The sequence below is a fragment of the Halomonas sp. BC1 genome, from assembly GCF_002078135.1.
In the GTDB taxonomy this organism is placed as follows: Bacteria; Pseudomonadota; Gammaproteobacteria; order Pseudomonadales; family Halomonadaceae; genus Vreelandella; species Vreelandella stevensii.
Window position 1 is genome coordinate 56,200 of the sequence record NZ_LFGS01000013.1, and the last position, 14,534, is coordinate 70,733.

Sequence of the window (14,534 nt, forward strand, 5' to 3'; positions counted from 1 at the left end):
CGCCCTACAGTACATAGACAAAGATGAACAGCCCCACCCATACGACATCGACAAAATGCCAGTACCAGCAGGAGGCCTCGAAAGCAAAATGCTGCTCATTGGCGAAATGGCCCTTGATGATTCTGACCAGCATGATGGCCAGAATCAGCGTGCCAATGATCACGTGGATGCCATGAAAGCCCGTCAGAATAAAAAGGTCGCCCCGAAAATACCGGCTTCCAGGGTAATCCCGTAATGATGGTAGGCCTCGTAATACTCGACCCCCTGGATGACGATGAAGCAAATGCCCAACCCCACCGTCGCCGCCAGCCAATTCCGGCATGTTGATCGATAGCCCATCTTGAGCGCTTCATGAGCGACGGTCAGGGTAATGCTAGAGATGATCAGCAGCAGGGTATTGACCAGCGGCAACTGCCACGGGCTCAGCACGCTATGGGGCCCTGCCACGGCAGCATCAGGAGGATTCAATAACGGCCACTCGGGAATGAAGCCAGGCCATAGCAGCGCCGAAACCCCTTTGGCGCCCTCGCCGCCCAGCCAGGGGAGTGCAAAGGTGCGGATGTAGAAAAGCGCGCCGAAAAAGGCTGCAAAGAACATCACTTCCGAAAAGATGAACCACCCCATTCCCCAGCGAAACGAGCGATCCATCTGGGCGTCGTACAAACCGCCCATCGACTCATGTACGACATCGCGGAACCAGAGCCCCATGACCGCCACTACGGCCACCAACCCGATCGCCAAGACCGGCATACCGGTGCCATAGACCAGTTGAATACCGGCTCCGATCATCATCACACCCAGCGCAATCGAGCCCAATACGGGCCATCGGCTGGTCGCAGGTACGTAATAGCTGCCACTGCTCATATGCTGCCTCCTGGAACGCTTTCATAGGCGTCACTCAGTGCGACGCGATGAACGGGGTAGAGGGTATATACCAGCGTGATGGTATTGATATCCGGCGGCAGGTCCCGAGCCAGTTGAAATACCAACGGGATGGTCAACCGCTCCTGCCCCTGCAACTGCTGCTCTTGAAAACAGAAACAGCTGACCTTGCGCAAGTGTGTGGTGGCATTGGAAGGCGACACGCTGGGCACTGCCCGCCCCCAATTCTGGGACTGGCTATTGTTGGTGAAGGTAAAATCGACCTCGGCGGTTTGACCGGGATGCACGCGCATTTGACGCGTGGCTACGCTCATTTGCCAGGGCAAGCCCGCACTCCCCCGGGTGATGAACTGCACCGTAATAAAGCGCGACGTATCCACCTCCTCATGAACGATGGCCTGGGCGGTCGTATCCACCTTGCCATTCAGCCCGGTGATACGGCAGAAAACGTCGTAAAGCGGCACCAGCGCAAAGGCGAAGGCGAACATCCCCACCAGCGCCGCTACGGTGCGAATGACCGTACGCCTCACCGCTACCGCCTGCTTTTCACTACTGGTCGCCATACGCGAGCCCTCCCGCCTGTCAAACCATTAGTCATGGGCCTGTTGCCGATGGAAAACAGGCGGCGTTTCGAAGGTATGCAGTGGCGCTGGGCTGGGCACGCTCCACTCTAGATCTTCGGCCCCTTCCCAGGCCTTGGCCGGTGCTTTTTTGCCGCCTCTGACACACAGCACGACGACCAGCACGAACAGCAGTTGAGAGAAACCGAAGAAGAACGCGCCGATACTAGACAGAAGATTGAAGTCGGCGAACTGCAGCGCATAGTCGGGAATCCGTCTGGGCATGCCCGCCAACCCGGCAAAATGCATGGGGAAAAAGGTCAGGTTGACCCCAATGATCGAGCACCAGAAATGGCACTGAGCCAAACGCTCGTTGGGATAGTGGCCGGTCCATTTGGGCAGCCAGTAGTACACGCCTGCCATGATGGCAAAGATGGCCCCCGGCACGAGCACATAGTGAAAATGAGCGACCACGAAATACGTGTCATGGTATTGAAAGTCGGCAGGAGCAATGGCCAGCATCAGCCCGGAAAAACCACCGATGGTGAACAGCACCACGAATGCCAAGGCAAACAGCATAGGGGGTTCGAAGCTGATGGAGCCTCGAAATAGTGTTGTGACCCAGTTAAATACCTTCACGCCGGTTGGCACGGCGATCAGCATGGTGGTGTACATGAAGAAGAGTTCGGCTGCCAGCGGCAAGCCCACCACGAACATGTGGTGCGCCCAGACCAAAAACGACAGCAGTGCAATGGCCCCCGTGGCATACACCATAGAGGCGTAGCCAAACAGACGTTTGCGCGCAAAGGTAGGAATGATCGCCGACACGATACCGAAGGCCGGCAGAATCATGATGTAGACCTCGGGGTGCCCAAAGAACCAGAACAGGTGTTGGAACAGCACCGGATCACCGCCCCCCGAAGCATCAAAGAAGCTGGTCCCAAAGTTGATATCCATGAGCATCATGGTAATCACCCCCGCCAGCACGGGCATGACGGCAATCAGCAGGAAAGCGGTAATGAGCCATGTCCAGACGAACAGCGGCATGTCCATCATGCGCATCCCCGGGGCACGCATGTTGAGGATGGTGGCGATGATGTTGATCGCCCCCAGAATGGAGCTGATACCGGCAATGTGCAGCGCCAGAATGAAAAAGGTCGTGGAGGGCGGCGCATAGGTGGTGGACAAGGGCGCATAGAAGGTCCAGCCAAAATTGGGCCCGCCACCCGGCATGAAAAGTGTTGAAAGCAGCAGCGTGAAGGCGACGGGCAGCAGCCAGAAGCTGAAGTTATTGAGCCGGGGAAGCGCCATATCAGGCGCCCCGATCTGCAGCGGGATCATCCAGTTGGCCAGTCCCGTGAAGGCAGGCATGACGGCTGCAAACACCATGATCAAGCCATGCATGGTGGTCATCTGATTGAAGAACTCGGGCTGTACCAGCTGGAGCCCTGGCTGGAAAAGCTCCGCTCGAACCACCAGTGCAAAGATACCCCCAATAAAGAACATCGTCAGAGAGAAGATCAGATAGAGCGTACCGATCTCCTTGTGATTGGTGGTCAGTAGCCAGCGCATAAGCCCTTTGGGCGGGTGTGCATGCTGGTGATGGGCAGGCGTGGCACTGCCATGGCCGCCAGCGTGGGTGGTGGAACTATGCTGTAACGGGTGCTGAGGGGGTAGTTGGGGCGCCATGAGCTTCTCCGCCTGCTTTCATTGTTATGGGTAGCCTGGTGTTACTGGGCAATCAGCTCGGCGATCCTGGCTGGCTGCACCGTATCACCCGCGTCATTGCCCCAGGCATTGCGGGTATAGGTAACCACCGCCGCAAGCTCCACGGGATTGAGCGTGGATCGGAAAGCCGGCATCGCCGCACCAGAGACCCCATTGACGATCCTATCGATATGCCAATCCAGGTCTTCGATCAACTGATCATTACCGGCCAATGCCGGGAAGGCCGGCATCGCCCCTTGCCCTTCGGCTTGATGGCAAGAAGAACAGATGGCGCGGTACACCGCTTCCCCTCTGGCCATCAGTTCGTCCATCTCCCATTCACGGTCGACGCCCATGGCCTCCTGCTCGGCCGCTTCACGCCGCTCTACCAGCCAGGCATCGAATTCCTCTTCTTCCATGGCATGTACCACGACAGGCATGAAGCCATGATTGACACCACAGAGTTCGGCACACTGTCCGCGATAAATACCGGGAGTATTGATCTGCACCCAGTTTTCATTGATGAAGCCGGGGATCGTATCCTGCTTGACTGCCAGCTCGGGCACCCACCAGGAGTGGATGACATCGTCTGAGGTCATCAAAAAGCGTACTTTGCGATTGATTGGCAAGACCAGCGGTTCGTCCACGTCGAGCAGATAATGCTCTCCGCGCTCCTCCTCCCCTCGGATCTGTTCCCAGGGCGTGCTCATGTTGGAGTTGAAAGCAACGTCTTCGCCCAGGTATTCGTAGCGCCAGCGCCACTGCTGCCCGGTAATCATCACATCCAGATCGGCTTCCGAGGCGTCATACATATTCTTGAGCGTGGCGGTGGCAGGAATTGCCATGCTGACCAGAATCAGCACAGGAATGGCCGTCCACAACACTTCCACCGTGGTGTGTTCGTGAAAATGGGCTGCCTTGGCTCCCTTGGCGTGGCGATAGCGAAAAAGCGAGTAAAACATCACGCCGAAAACGATGACGCCAATCACGACACAGATCCAGAAAATGGTCATATGCAAATTGAAAATATCGCGGCTGATGTCCGTGACACCCACAGGCATATTCCAACCGCTGGCAAACGCCGTTGGCGCAGCGGCAAGACTCGATGACAGAAGTAGTAGCCATCGCCACATAGGGGGCATAGAAACCTCCTTTATTATTGTTGTTCTCGCCCATGCTTTAATTAAAGCAGGATTAAGACGTCAATCTCAGTATAGAAAACAAATGCCATCCGTCACGCAAACCCTGTGTGATTTACCTCAACGGCTCATCCAGCGACCCACTGGGCCAACCAGGCAATGACTAGTACGAATAGGAGCGTCACGACGATACCCGTCACGATGAACGCACCGGGACGCTCGCTGGAGAAATCCTGGCGACGTTGGCGGTCATTCTGAACCCCGATCAACGCTGCCAGCACCGACTTCAAGACTGACCACATACCCCTCCCCCTTATCAGCCTCAGATTGCCTGATCGACTGCCAAATGCTCTTTTTGAAAAAATCGGGCTGCCTGTTTAGCATAGACACAAGGCATGGATACTCGCCACTGCCCGTCTTTTCAGCGCTGATGTCGGGCCAAGGAAATTAGCTTGCGAACAGTGATCGTGCGCTTCACACTGCGCAGCACTCGTCATTCCCCTTTTTCATGAGCATGTGTCAACTTTAGGGAGTTTTTTCATGCCCAAGCGTCGTATCACGCTGTCTGGTGTCGTTGTTGTTCTTGGTCTATCGAGCCTGGCGGGCTGCACCACTTACACGTGGCCAGATGGCTCACAGGAAACGATCTTTGGGGTTGTTTCCGAGGATGAAAACAAACGCTACGAAGAGCCGCGTGCGGACGGGGTACGCTATCAACGCCCCGGAGAAGTACCGGAATCCACACAAGAGTAAAGAGCACGCATGGGCACCTTTAAGCGTTGCCCAAGCGGCGCTTGGTCAACGCCGTTGCTTGGGCTGACAAAGGATCTTCTGGCCAGGGGTGCTTTGGATACCGCCCGCGCATCTCTTTTCTCACCTCCGGGTAGCCGGTCAGCCAAAAGCTACGCAAGTCCTGTGTGACCTGCAGGGGGCGTCGTGCCGGTGACAGTAGGTGAATCATCACGGCCACTTGCCCTTCGGCCACGGTCGGTGTTTCTTGCCAGCCAAAGGCCTCTTGCAGCTTCAGTGCCAACACCGGCGGCCTGTTCTCAAGGCAGGGCAGATAGTCCAGCGTAATCGTGTTGCCACTAGGCGCCCTGAGCCCGGTAGGCACCAGGCGGGCAAACGCACTTTGCGCTTCCCACGTCAGCGTCTCCAGCAGGCAGCGTGCGAAGGGCAGCTTTTCGACCTGTCCCAGCCGAGTCATACCGGCCACATAAGGCGCCAGCCAACCCTCCAAATCATTCACCAACGCAGCATCGGACCAGTCGGGCCACTGGCCCGGGAAAGTACGCTCCAGCAGCGCCATACGCCCCTGCAAGCGCCTGACCTCGTCATTCAGCAAGGCTACAGGGCGGCGCTGCAAAGCGCTCATCAGCGCTTGTTCGGCAGCGGCGGCGGGCAGCGTCTGTAGCGGGCGTGCCGCCAATACCAGCTCACCGTGACACTGCACCGTTTCGGCCACCAGCTTGCCCGGCGGCTCTTGCCAGGCAACCCGTTCGTGCCACGTCGCCGTCGCCGGATACAGGGCTCGCAAAACCTGCTCGGAGAGGGGCACTGCCCTCTGGATCGGTGCATCACGGCTAGCACTGTCGAGGTGAACGGCCACCAGATACGGCTCGTTGGCCAACGGGTGCTGCGGCGATAGCGTTGCCGTCTTGCCATTGGCCAGCTTGAAACGCCCGAGGTTCATGAGCTGGGCCACTCGGTCAGGAAACGCCACCGCAAGCAGCTCTTCCAGAGGCTCCAGATTCAGGCGTGACGGCACCGTGCAGCCCATCAACACCGCCAGACGCTTGGCTTCCTGGTGCCAGATTGGGAACGCAGAAGGCGTTTTCAGTCGAGCGACCAGGGCTTCCTGCAGTGTTCCCTCGAGACGTTCCCGGCCCTCCAGCAGCGCTGCCAACGCACAGGCCAGCGCGGTATTTTCTCCCGCCTTGGAGCGCACCAGCATCGCGGCCAGGCGAGGCTCCACCGGCAAGGTACCGCACTGCTGACCCAGCGGTGTCAGCCCGCCTGCCTGGTCGAGCAGCCCCAGCCGCTGGAGAAGGTCGCATGCGCTCTGCCATGCGCCCCTGGGCGGTGGAGATAGCCAGGCCAGCGCGTCGGGTGAATTAACGCCCCATAGCGCCAGTTCCAGCGCCAGACGCGAGAGATCGGCCTGCAGCATCTCGGGTTCACGGTGCGCGACCAGCGGCTGGTCCTGCGCCCACAGACGATAGCAGTAGCCTGATTGCTGGCGCCCCGCGCGCCCACGCCGCTGGTCGGCGCTGGCGCGGTTGACGCGACGGGTGGTCAATCGCGTAAGCCCTGTTTGGGCACTGAACTCGGGCACCCGTTCAAGGCCTGCGTCAATGACGACGTTGACGCCGTCGACCGTCAGGCTCGACTCGGTAATCGAGGTGGAAATGATCACCCGCCGCTGCGTACCAGGGCTAAGTGCGGCTTGTTGAGCATCCAGCGTCATGCCGCCATGCAGCGTGCGAATATCCAGCGTCAGCGTTGATGACGCCAGCACTTGGGCGAGCCGACGGATCTCCGCCACGCCGGGCAAGATGACCAATATGTCCTGGGCATCGTCCAGCGCCACGGCCTCCTCCACGACGCTGCGCGCCGCCATGGCGGCGGTCTCACCGCCAACAGGTGGCCGATATAGCGTGGTGACCGGAAAGGCGCGGCCACTGCTCTCGATCACCGAAGTATGCTCGCCCAGCAAGGTACGCAGCGCCTCTATATCCAGCGTCGCGGACATCACCACCAGGCGGAGATCGTCACGAATGCTTTGCTGCACGTCCAGTGCCAGCGCCAGCCCCAGGTCGGACTCGATACTGCGTTCATGAAACTCATCGAAGAGAATGCCGGCTACCCCCTCCAGCAGCGGGTCATCCTGCAGCATGCGCGTCAGCACCCCTTGAGTGATCACTTCCAGCTGCGTGTCAGGCCCCACCCGTTGATCACCGCGCATACGATAGCCAATACGCTTACCCACCGGCTCACCCAACTGAGCAGCCATGTAGGTTGCCGCCAACCTGGCCGCCACCCGCCGAGGCTCGAGCATTAGCAGGCGTTGGCCACGCGCCCAGGGGCGTTTGATGAGTCGCAAGGGCACGCGGGTGGTCTTGCCCGCGCCGGGCTGCGCTACCAGGATGAGGCGAGAGTGGGTGTCCAGAGCGTCTTCGATCGACGCCAGGTGTTGCTCGATGGGCAGTTCAGGCATCGTCGAACTCATGCGTTGGCGACGACTGGGCGCTCTATGCCACAGCCTTTCAAGATCACATGCTCCAGGAAGCGACAAATAGCGTCGATGTCTTCCTCGGCCAGTGTCTCCTGGCCGAGAATGCCGTTCACCTGGGCACTGTATTCGGTATAGTGCTGGGTGGATGACCAGATCAGAAAAATCAGCCAGCGAGGATCCACATCATCCATCTTCCCCTGCCGCGACCACTCTCGCATGATAGCGGCACGGCTACTGACCCACTCTCTCAGCTCACCGTTCAGGTAATCCTTCAGGAAAGGTGCGCCGCCCAGAATTTCAGCCGCAAACAGCCTGGAACCCTCGGGATAGCGCTGACCAAGCACCATTTTGGTGCGAATAAAATCGCTCAATACGGCTGCTGGGTCACTCGCAGGGGTAATGTCTTCCAGCACCGCGTTCCAGCGCTTCATCATGCGATTCAGTAGTCGCACATAGAGCGCCTGCTTGCTCCCCATGTAATAGAGGATATTGGCCTTGGGCAAACCCGCGACGTCAGCAATCGACTGCAGGCTGGCTCCGCGATAACCATGCTGAGCAAACACCTGTTCGGCGGCACTCAATATCGTCTGCTCGATGCGATCCCTGCTGGCGCTCTCATGGTTAGCGGTATCAAGCGTCATTGAGTAAGCTCCTTGATATAGGCTCGGGTTGTGCCGATCAGCTCAGGCCCAACGTCGGACAACGCTGCAAAAAGGGGCATTTTCGCTCTTTATGCATCGTTTCAGGGCATCAAAACGCGCTGACAACAAAGTCTTGCAAGCCACGCTTTTTTGTCCCAAGCTCACCATTATTGACCAATCGGTCAGAACAATCATAACGGAGTTTGGCATGGCAACGATTGAGTTTCTGCTCAATGGCACCCGTCAACAGTGTCGAGTGCCCCCTGAGACCAGTATTCTAACGCTGTTACGCGACCATTTGGGGGCCACGGGCACAAAAGAGGGCTGCGCTTCCGGCGACTGCGGCGCTTGCACAGTCGCCTTGAAAAGCAGCGACCCCGATCAGCCACCGTTCCTGACGGTCAATGCGTGCATTACGCCGGCTCACCAACTGCACGGTCAGCATCTCGTCACTGTGGAAGGCCTTTCACAGGGCAACTCCTTGCACCCTGCGCAGCGCGCCATGATCGACTGCCACGGCAGCCAGTGCGGTTTCTGTACGCCGGGCATCGTCATGTCGCTGTTCAGTTTGCATACGCAGCAGCAGCGCCAACCTGCCCCCTTGACGCCCGAGCGTCTGGATGCCGCGCTGGGTGGCAACCTTTGCCGCTGCACGGGCTATCGCCCGATTCGTGATGCCGCGCTGACCATGCACGCCAGCGACTGGCAGCCGCCTCAATGGTGGGATGCCACGCTGTCTGACTCGCAGGATGGCGACACAGCCACACAAGCCCCTCAGGAAGGTCCGCTATTTGCACAGCCGAGGTCGCTGAGCGAACTGACAGCGCTGCGGCGCGATCTGCCCAATGCCAGGTTGGTCGCCGGCGCCACGGACCTATGGCTGGAAACGACCCAGCGCCTGGCCGCACTGGATCAACTGATCGATACCACTCGCGTGCCCGAACTGAGCATGATCTCGCCAGCGACCTTTCAGGGGCAGGAAGGATGGTGGGTCGGCGCGGCGGTGACCTATTCGCGGCTTGCTCCGCTGCTGGCAACACACTTCCCCGCTTTCGCGCACCTGCTTCACCGGCTGGGCTCGGAACAAGTGCGTAACCGGGGAACCCTGGGCGGCAATATCGCCAATGCATCCCCCATTGGTGACACCCCACCCGTACTGCTGGCACTTGGCGCTCACCTCGAACTGGCCAGCCATGCGGGTACCCGCTGCTTGCCGCTGCAAGCGTTCTTTATCGATTACAAAAAAACGGCGCTGGCTGCCGATGAAGTCATCACACGTATCTTTATTCCCGCTCTGGAGAAGAGTGCTTCTCTCAGAGTGTGGAAGCTCTCAAAACGCCGTGAAGACGATATCTCTGCCGTTCTGGGTGCCTTTAGCTACCGCCTGCAGGACGGCAAGTTAAGCGACGTGCGCATCGCCTTCGGCGGAATGGCCGCCACGCCCCGGCGCGCTCCGGCAACGGAGGCCGCGCTGGAAGGGCAACGGGTAGGCAAACACACCTTTCAAACGGCCCAACAAGCGCTGCAAGATGAGTTCGCGCCCATGAGTGACGTGCGAGGCAGCCAGCAGTATCGTCAGCTGGTGGCCGCCAATCTGCTGGAACGACTCTACTTGTCGCTTTCATCACCAGAACAGGAGGTCATGTTGCATGCGTACGCTCACTAAACTCGACAACGACAGTCACCGGGCCCGGCATGAGCTCGACCAGCGTATACATGGCGCGGCACCCTTGGCGCGCCATACCGTGGACAGCCGCGGACAGCGCCAGGCGGGGTCCTCCAGCTTTCATGAGAGCGCCGAAAAACATGTGACGGGGAAAGCGCTCTATATCGACGACCTCAAGACACCTGCTGATGCTTTACACGTGGCTCTGGGGCTCTCGCCCGTGGCCCACGGCACCTTGACGCACCTCGACCTGGCGACCGTTCGCACCGCCCCCGGGGTGGTCGACGTGATCACATTCCACGACGTGCCTGGCCACACGGATATTGGCCCGGTCTTTCCTGGCGACCCTATCTTCGTCGAGCGCGAGATCAGCTATTCAGGGCAGTGCCTGTTTGCCGTGGCTGCCACTTCCCTGGGGGCGGCGCGTCAAGCGATGCTGCTTGCCGATGTGCAGATCGACAAGCTGCCAGCACAGCTGGATGCCGTTCAAGCCGCTGCTCAAGAGGAGTTCGTTCGCCCCAGCCACACCCAGCAGCGTGGTGACTGGCAGGCCACACTGGAGCAAGCTGAACACGTGCTGGAAGGTGCGCTGTTCATTGGTGGACAAGAGCACTTCTATCTGGAGGGCCAGGCTTGCATCGTCATTCCGAGCGAAGACGAAGGCGTCATGGTTCATACCTCCAACCAGCACCCCAGCGAAACCCAAAAGCTGGTTGCCGAAGTGCTGGGCATCCCATTTCATGCCGTCACGGTGGAAGTACGGCGCATGGGGGGCGGTTTTGGAGGCAAGGAAACCCAGGCATCCCCCTGGGCCTGCATTGCTGCCCTCATCGCACAACGCACCGGCAAGGCCACGCGTCTTCGCCTGCCCAGACGTGACGACATGCGCGCCACTGGCAAGCGCCACCCCTTTCACAACCGCTATCGGCTGGCCATCGATTCACAGGGAGTGATTCAAGGCAGCGACATTACCGTGATCGGCGACTGCGGGTACTCCCCCGACCTTTCCGATGCCATCGTCGACCGCGCCATGTTTCACGCAGACAATGCCTACTCACTGGGTAATGCCCGGGTCACCGGCCATCGCGCCCGCACCCACACTGCGTCGAACACCGCTTTTCGCGGGTTTGGCGGCCCCCAGGGCATGATGATCATCGAAGCGGCCATGGACGATATTGCCCGCCATGTCGGTGAAGACCCGCTGACCATCCGCAAGCGCAACTTTTACCGCCCCGAACGCGACATGACCCATTACGGGCAACAAGTCGACCAGAAGCAGTTGCTTCATACGCTCGTCGAGCGCCTCGAGCAGCGCAGCGAGTACTGGACGCGTCGACAGCAGGTACGAGACTTCAATGCCTCCAGCTCCGTCATCAAGAAAGGACTGGCACTGACACCCGTCAAGTTCGGCATCTCCTTCACCGCCCAGCACCTCAACCAGGCCGGCGCGCTGCTACACGTCTATACCGATGGCAGCATCCTGATCAACCACGGCGGCACTGAAATGGGCCAAGGCCTGCACACCAAGATCTGCCAGGTGGTGGCCTTGGAACTGGGGCTGGACCTGGAGAGCGTGCGCATCAGCGCCACACGAACGGACAAGGTGCCGAACACTTCCCCCACGGCAGCCTCCAGCGGTGCGGATTTGAACGGCATGGCCGCCCGCGATGCTGCCATCAAACTGCGTGAGCGTCTGTTCGATTTTGCCGCCAACCACTTCGAGGGCGGGCTGGATCGTGAAGGCATGGAGCTGAGGGACGGCATGCTCATCGCAGGCATCGGCGAAAGTGAACGCCGCATTCCCTGGGGCGAGCTGGTGCAGACGGCATATCTACATCGGGTTTCGCTGTCCGAGAAAGGCTTCTACGCGACGCCACTGATTCATTACAATCGCGCAACTGGCCAGGGCCGCCCATTTTATTATTACGCCTTTGGCGCGGCAGCGGCGGAGGTCAGCGTCGACACGTTGACCGGCGAATACCAGGTCGACCGTGTTGACATACTTCATGATGTGGGCAACTCGCTCAACCCAGCCATCGATATTGGTCAGGTTGAAGGCGGGTTCATTCAGGGCATGGGCTGGCTGACCAGTGAAGAGCTCAAATGGAACAGTGAAGGAACGCTGGTCAGCGATAGTCCAGCGACCTACAAGATTCCCACCTTCGGGGATCTGCCCAGCGTCTTCAATGTCGAACTGCTGGAAGGACATCCTAACTCCATGGCCAGCCTGTACCGTTCCAAAGCGGTAGGTGAGCCGCCCTTCATGCTGGGGATATGCGTCTGGTCGGCCTTGCGCGACGCCCTCGCCAGCCTGGATGACTACCGCCGCTCGCCGCGTCTGGATACCCCGGCCACGCCCGAGCGCGTCATGTTGGCGGCGCATGCCATTCGGAAAAGTGCCTTATGACCCATGAAACGCCCATGGCCTGGCATGCCGCCCTCGACCATTGTCAACGCCACGGCACGCCTCATGTTTTGGCCACCCAGATGACCAGCGCAGGCTCCACGCCCCGTGAGCCTGGCGCACGTATGGTGATTACCGAACACGCTGTCTTCGATACGCTGGGCGGCGGCACCTTCGAGTGGCAGACCATTCAGCAGGCTCGCTCCCTATTGAGCCAGCGCCAGGCGGGGTTCTCACTGGAATCCTTTTCGCTGGGCGGGCGTAGTGGGCAGTGCTGTGGCGGGCTGGTCAACGTCCTGCTGGAAGTATTTCTGGGCGCCACCGCTCACATTGCCCTGTTCGGCGCGGGGCATGTCGGGCGCGAGATCGTCAAACTCAGCGCTCCTCTGCCTTGGCAGCTCGATTGGTATGACAGCCGCACCGATGCTTTCCAGTCAGATGCCCCTCGAGCACGCTTGAGTTGTCATTTGCTAGGCGACGTTGGAGAGACGGTGGCAGGCTTACCCCTTGGCACCCATGCTCTGGTCATGACCCACGATCATGATGAGGATTATGCCTTGATCAAGGGGTTGCTGGAGCGCGCCGATATTGCGTCCATTGGGCTGATAGGCTCCGACAGCAAGTGGGCGAGCTTCAAAGGGCGCCTTTCCCGAGCAGGTGTCGACCAGCCGATACTGCAGCGCGTGCGCTGCCCCATCGGCTCGGTCAGGGATACCAAGCTCAGCAATAAAACCCCCTACGCCATCGCGCTGAGCGTGGTGACGGAGTTACTCTGGTTGACCGACCAACCCTATGCCACCGAGACCCGTGGCCTGGATAGCGCTACGCTACGCGCGCTTTTTGCCCCTACTGCACCGCACTCGAGTTGATATGACCTGGCCCACCGATACGCTTATTCGCGCTGAATTAATCAGCTTTCCCAATGACCCCGGCGATGGCAACCTGCCCCACCCTGGCAGTCTGGAACACTATGCTGACGGCCTCTTGTGGCTGAAGGGTGGGCATATCCATGCAGCGGGGCATTATGCCGAGCTGGTTGATCAGTTGCCGAAAGCAGCGGAAGTGATCGACCATCGCGGCAAGCTCATCATGCCAGGATTCATCGATACTCACGTCCACTATGTCCAGTTGGACATCATGGCCTCTTATGGGCGCCAACTGCTGGATTGGCTGAATGACTACACGTTTCCGGCCGAGTGCCAGTTCGCCAATCATGCTCACGCCAGGGCGTTATCTGAAGCGTTCTTGAGCGAAATGCTGCGCGCAGGTACCACCACCGCGCAAGTGTTTGGCTCGAGCCACCCAGGCTCCGTGGATGCCTTTTTTGCAGCCTGCCAAAAGCGGCAACTGCGCATGCTGGTAGGCAAGGTACTGATGGATCGCAATGCCCCCGATGCCTTGATGGATGGCGTCTCGGGTATCTCTGACACAGAGCGGCTCATCGAGGACTGGCACGGGAAGCAGCGCCTCGGTTACAGCGTTACCCCGCGTTTTGCGCCCACCTCGACCAGAGCGCAAATGGACGCGGCAGGTGCCCTGCTGCGCAATGACCCTACCCTATGGCTGCAGACCCACCTCGCCGAGAACAGCGGAGAACTGAACTGGGTGGCGGAACTGTTTCCCGGCAGTCGAGACTATTTGGCCGTTTACGAAGAAGCAGGACTCGTCGGCCCACGCAGCACCTTTGCCCACGGTATCCATTTGGACAACGGCATGCGCCAACGGTTGGCAGAGCGCGGCGCCAATATCGCCTTTTGCCCCAGCTCCAACCTGTTCCTGGGCAGCGGCCTGTTCGACCGAGACGCTGCCCGAGAGACGGGCATGGCATTTACCTATGCCAGCGACATTGGCGCAGGCACGGACCTTTCCGGCTTCGGCACCTTGAAAAGCGCCTACCAGGTAGGCCAGCTGCGTGGTCAGCCACTAACCGCCTGGCAAGGCTTTTATGGCCTCACCCACGGCAACGCCAAAGCCCTCTCTCTGGATAGCCACATTGGACAGTTGGCCCCTTCCTACGAAGCTGATTTTATCGTGATCGATCCTGACGCCACGTCACTTTTACAGCGACGTAGCCAGCACTGCACCACCCTCGGTGAACGGCTATTTGCATTGATGATGCTCGCCGATGACCGCGCTATCCATGAAACCTGGGCCGGAGGCGTATGCCAACACCGCAGAGACGCCTAGCAATCGATCTCTTGTAAAGTCACTCTCACCCAGCCACAGGCTGGGTGTTTTTTTGCTGAGGAATTTTCTCAACGAACGTTTCCCAACGACCTTTCCCAACGACAAATTTAACG

11 protein-coding genes and 1 pseudogene are annotated in these 14,534 nt (G+C 59.3%); 5 read left to right on the plus strand and 7 right to left on the minus strand.

Annotated elements, in window-relative coordinates; all coding sequences use genetic code 11:
- Window positions 1-4: 4 nt before the first annotated feature.
- The 5 genes and pseudogenes from B7L72_RS11160 to B7L72_RS11180 form a co-directional block, all read right to left on the minus strand.
- Window positions 5-864, minus strand: a pseudogene (locus tag B7L72_RS11160) (cytochrome c oxidase subunit 3).
- Entirely contained in the window at window positions 861-1,445 is a 585-nt protein-coding gene (locus tag B7L72_RS11165; protein WP_081135817.1) for a cytochrome c oxidase assembly protein, read from the minus strand. Before B7L72_RS11165 ends, B7L72_RS11160 begins: the two are co-directional and overlap by 4 nt.
- Before the next feature lie 27 nt (window positions 1,446-1,472).
- Window positions 1,473-3,131, minus strand: coding sequence for a cytochrome c oxidase subunit I (gene ctaD, locus B7L72_RS11170; protein WP_081194352.1), 1,659 nt, complete (start codon window positions 3,129-3,131; stop codon window positions 1,473-1,475).
- Between the two features lie 41 nt (window positions 3,132-3,172).
- Window positions 3,173-4,291: a cytochrome c oxidase subunit II gene (gene coxB / locus B7L72_RS11175; RefSeq protein WP_081194354.1), complete on the minus strand. Its 1,119-nt coding sequence runs from the start codon at window positions 4,289-4,291 to the stop codon at window positions 3,173-3,175.
- 125 nt (window positions 4,292-4,416) lie between these two features.
- Entirely contained in the window at window positions 4,417-4,590 is a 174-nt protein-coding gene (locus B7L72_RS11180) for a DUF2970 domain-containing protein (protein ID WP_016913957.1), read from the minus strand.
- Between the two features lie 238 nt (window positions 4,591-4,828).
- Here B7L72_RS11180 and B7L72_RS11185 point away from each other — a divergent pair, with 238 nt between their 5' ends.
- On the plus strand, window positions 4,829-5,041 hold the full coding sequence (locus tag B7L72_RS11185) for a hypothetical protein (protein ID WP_081194356.1): 213 nt from the start codon (window positions 4,829-4,831) through the stop codon (window positions 5,039-5,041).
- Window positions 5,042-5,060: 19 nt separating this feature from the next.
- On the opposite strand, the gene hrpB is transcribed toward B7L72_RS11185, so the two are convergent.
- Both hrpB and B7L72_RS11195 read right to left on the minus strand, forming a co-directional pair.
- Window positions 5,061-7,505: an ATP-dependent helicase HrpB gene (gene hrpB, locus B7L72_RS11190; protein ID WP_081194358.1), complete on the minus strand. Its 2,445-nt coding sequence runs from the start codon at window positions 7,503-7,505 to the stop codon at window positions 5,061-5,063.
- Window positions 7,506-7,513: 8 nt separating this feature from the next.
- Window positions 7,514-8,164: a TetR family transcriptional regulator C-terminal domain-containing protein gene (locus tag B7L72_RS11195; protein WP_081194360.1), complete on the minus strand. Its 651-nt coding sequence runs from the start codon at window positions 8,162-8,164 to the stop codon at window positions 7,514-7,516.
- A 208-nt stretch (window positions 8,165-8,372) separates the two neighbouring features.
- On the opposite strand from B7L72_RS11195, the gene xdhA reads away from it, so the two are divergent.
- Genes xdhA through guaD form a run of 4 tightly spaced genes read left to right on the plus strand, consistent with a single transcriptional unit; the run spans window position 8,373 to window position 14,421 of the window.
- A complete protein-coding gene (gene xdhA / locus B7L72_RS11200) occupies window positions 8,373-9,830 on the plus strand; it encodes a xanthine dehydrogenase small subunit (RefSeq protein WP_081194362.1) in 1,458 nt (485 codons plus the stop codon).
- Complete coding sequence (gene xdhB, locus B7L72_RS11205) at window positions 9,814-12,237, plus strand: xanthine dehydrogenase molybdopterin binding subunit (protein WP_081194364.1); 2,424 nt, start codon at window positions 9,814-9,816, stop codon at window positions 12,235-12,237. The genes xdhA and xdhB overlap by 17 nt, the downstream gene beginning before the upstream one ends.
- On the plus strand, window positions 12,234-13,103 hold the full coding sequence (gene xdhC, locus B7L72_RS11210) for a xanthine dehydrogenase accessory protein XdhC (protein WP_081194366.1): 870 nt from the start codon (window positions 12,234-12,236) through the stop codon (window positions 13,101-13,103). The genes xdhB and xdhC overlap by 4 nt, the downstream gene beginning before the upstream one ends.
- A 1-nt stretch (window position 13,104) precedes the next feature.
- Window positions 13,105-14,421: a guanine deaminase gene (gene guaD, locus B7L72_RS11215; protein WP_081194368.1), complete on the plus strand. Its 1,317-nt coding sequence runs from the start codon at window positions 13,105-13,107 to the stop codon at window positions 14,419-14,421.
- Window positions 14,422-14,534: the final 113 nt, after the last annotated feature.

Bases quoted from the DNA above. Each gene is read 5' to 3' on its own strand.
- B7L72_RS11165 (WP_081135817.1), bottom strand. From the start codon at position 1,445: ATGGCGACCAGTAGTGAAAAGCAGGCGGTAGCGGTGAGGCGTACGGTC.
- ctaD (WP_081194352.1), bottom strand. From the start codon at position 3,131: ATGGCGCCCCAACTACCCCCTCAGCACCCGTTACAGCATAGTTCCACC.
- coxB (WP_081194354.1), bottom strand. From the start codon at position 4,291: ATGCCCCCTATGTGGCGATGGCTACTACTTCTGTCATCGAGTCTTGCC.
- B7L72_RS11180 (WP_016913957.1), bottom strand. From the start codon at position 4,590: ATGTGGTCAGTCTTGAAGTCGGTGCTGGCAGCGTTGATCGGGGTTCAG.
- B7L72_RS11185 (WP_081194356.1), top strand. From the start codon at position 4,829: ATGCCCAAGCGTCGTATCACGCTGTCTGGTGTCGTTGTTGTTCTTGGT.
- hrpB (WP_081194358.1), bottom strand. From the start codon at position 7,505: ATGCCTGAACTGCCCATCGAGCAACACCTGGCGTCGATCGAAGACGCT.
- B7L72_RS11195 (WP_081194360.1), bottom strand. From the start codon at position 8,164: ATGACGCTTGATACCGCTAACCATGAGAGCGCCAGCAGGGATCGCATC.
- xdhA (WP_081194362.1), top strand. From the start codon at position 8,373: ATGGCAACGATTGAGTTTCTGCTCAATGGCACCCGTCAACAGTGTCGA.
- xdhB (WP_081194364.1), top strand. From the start codon at position 9,814: ATGCGTACGCTCACTAAACTCGACAACGACAGTCACCGGGCCCGGCAT.
- xdhC (WP_081194366.1), top strand. From the start codon at position 12,234: ATGACCCATGAAACGCCCATGGCCTGGCATGCCGCCCTCGACCATTGT.
- guaD (WP_081194368.1), top strand. From the start codon at position 13,105: ATGACCTGGCCCACCGATACGCTTATTCGCGCTGAATTAATCAGCTTT.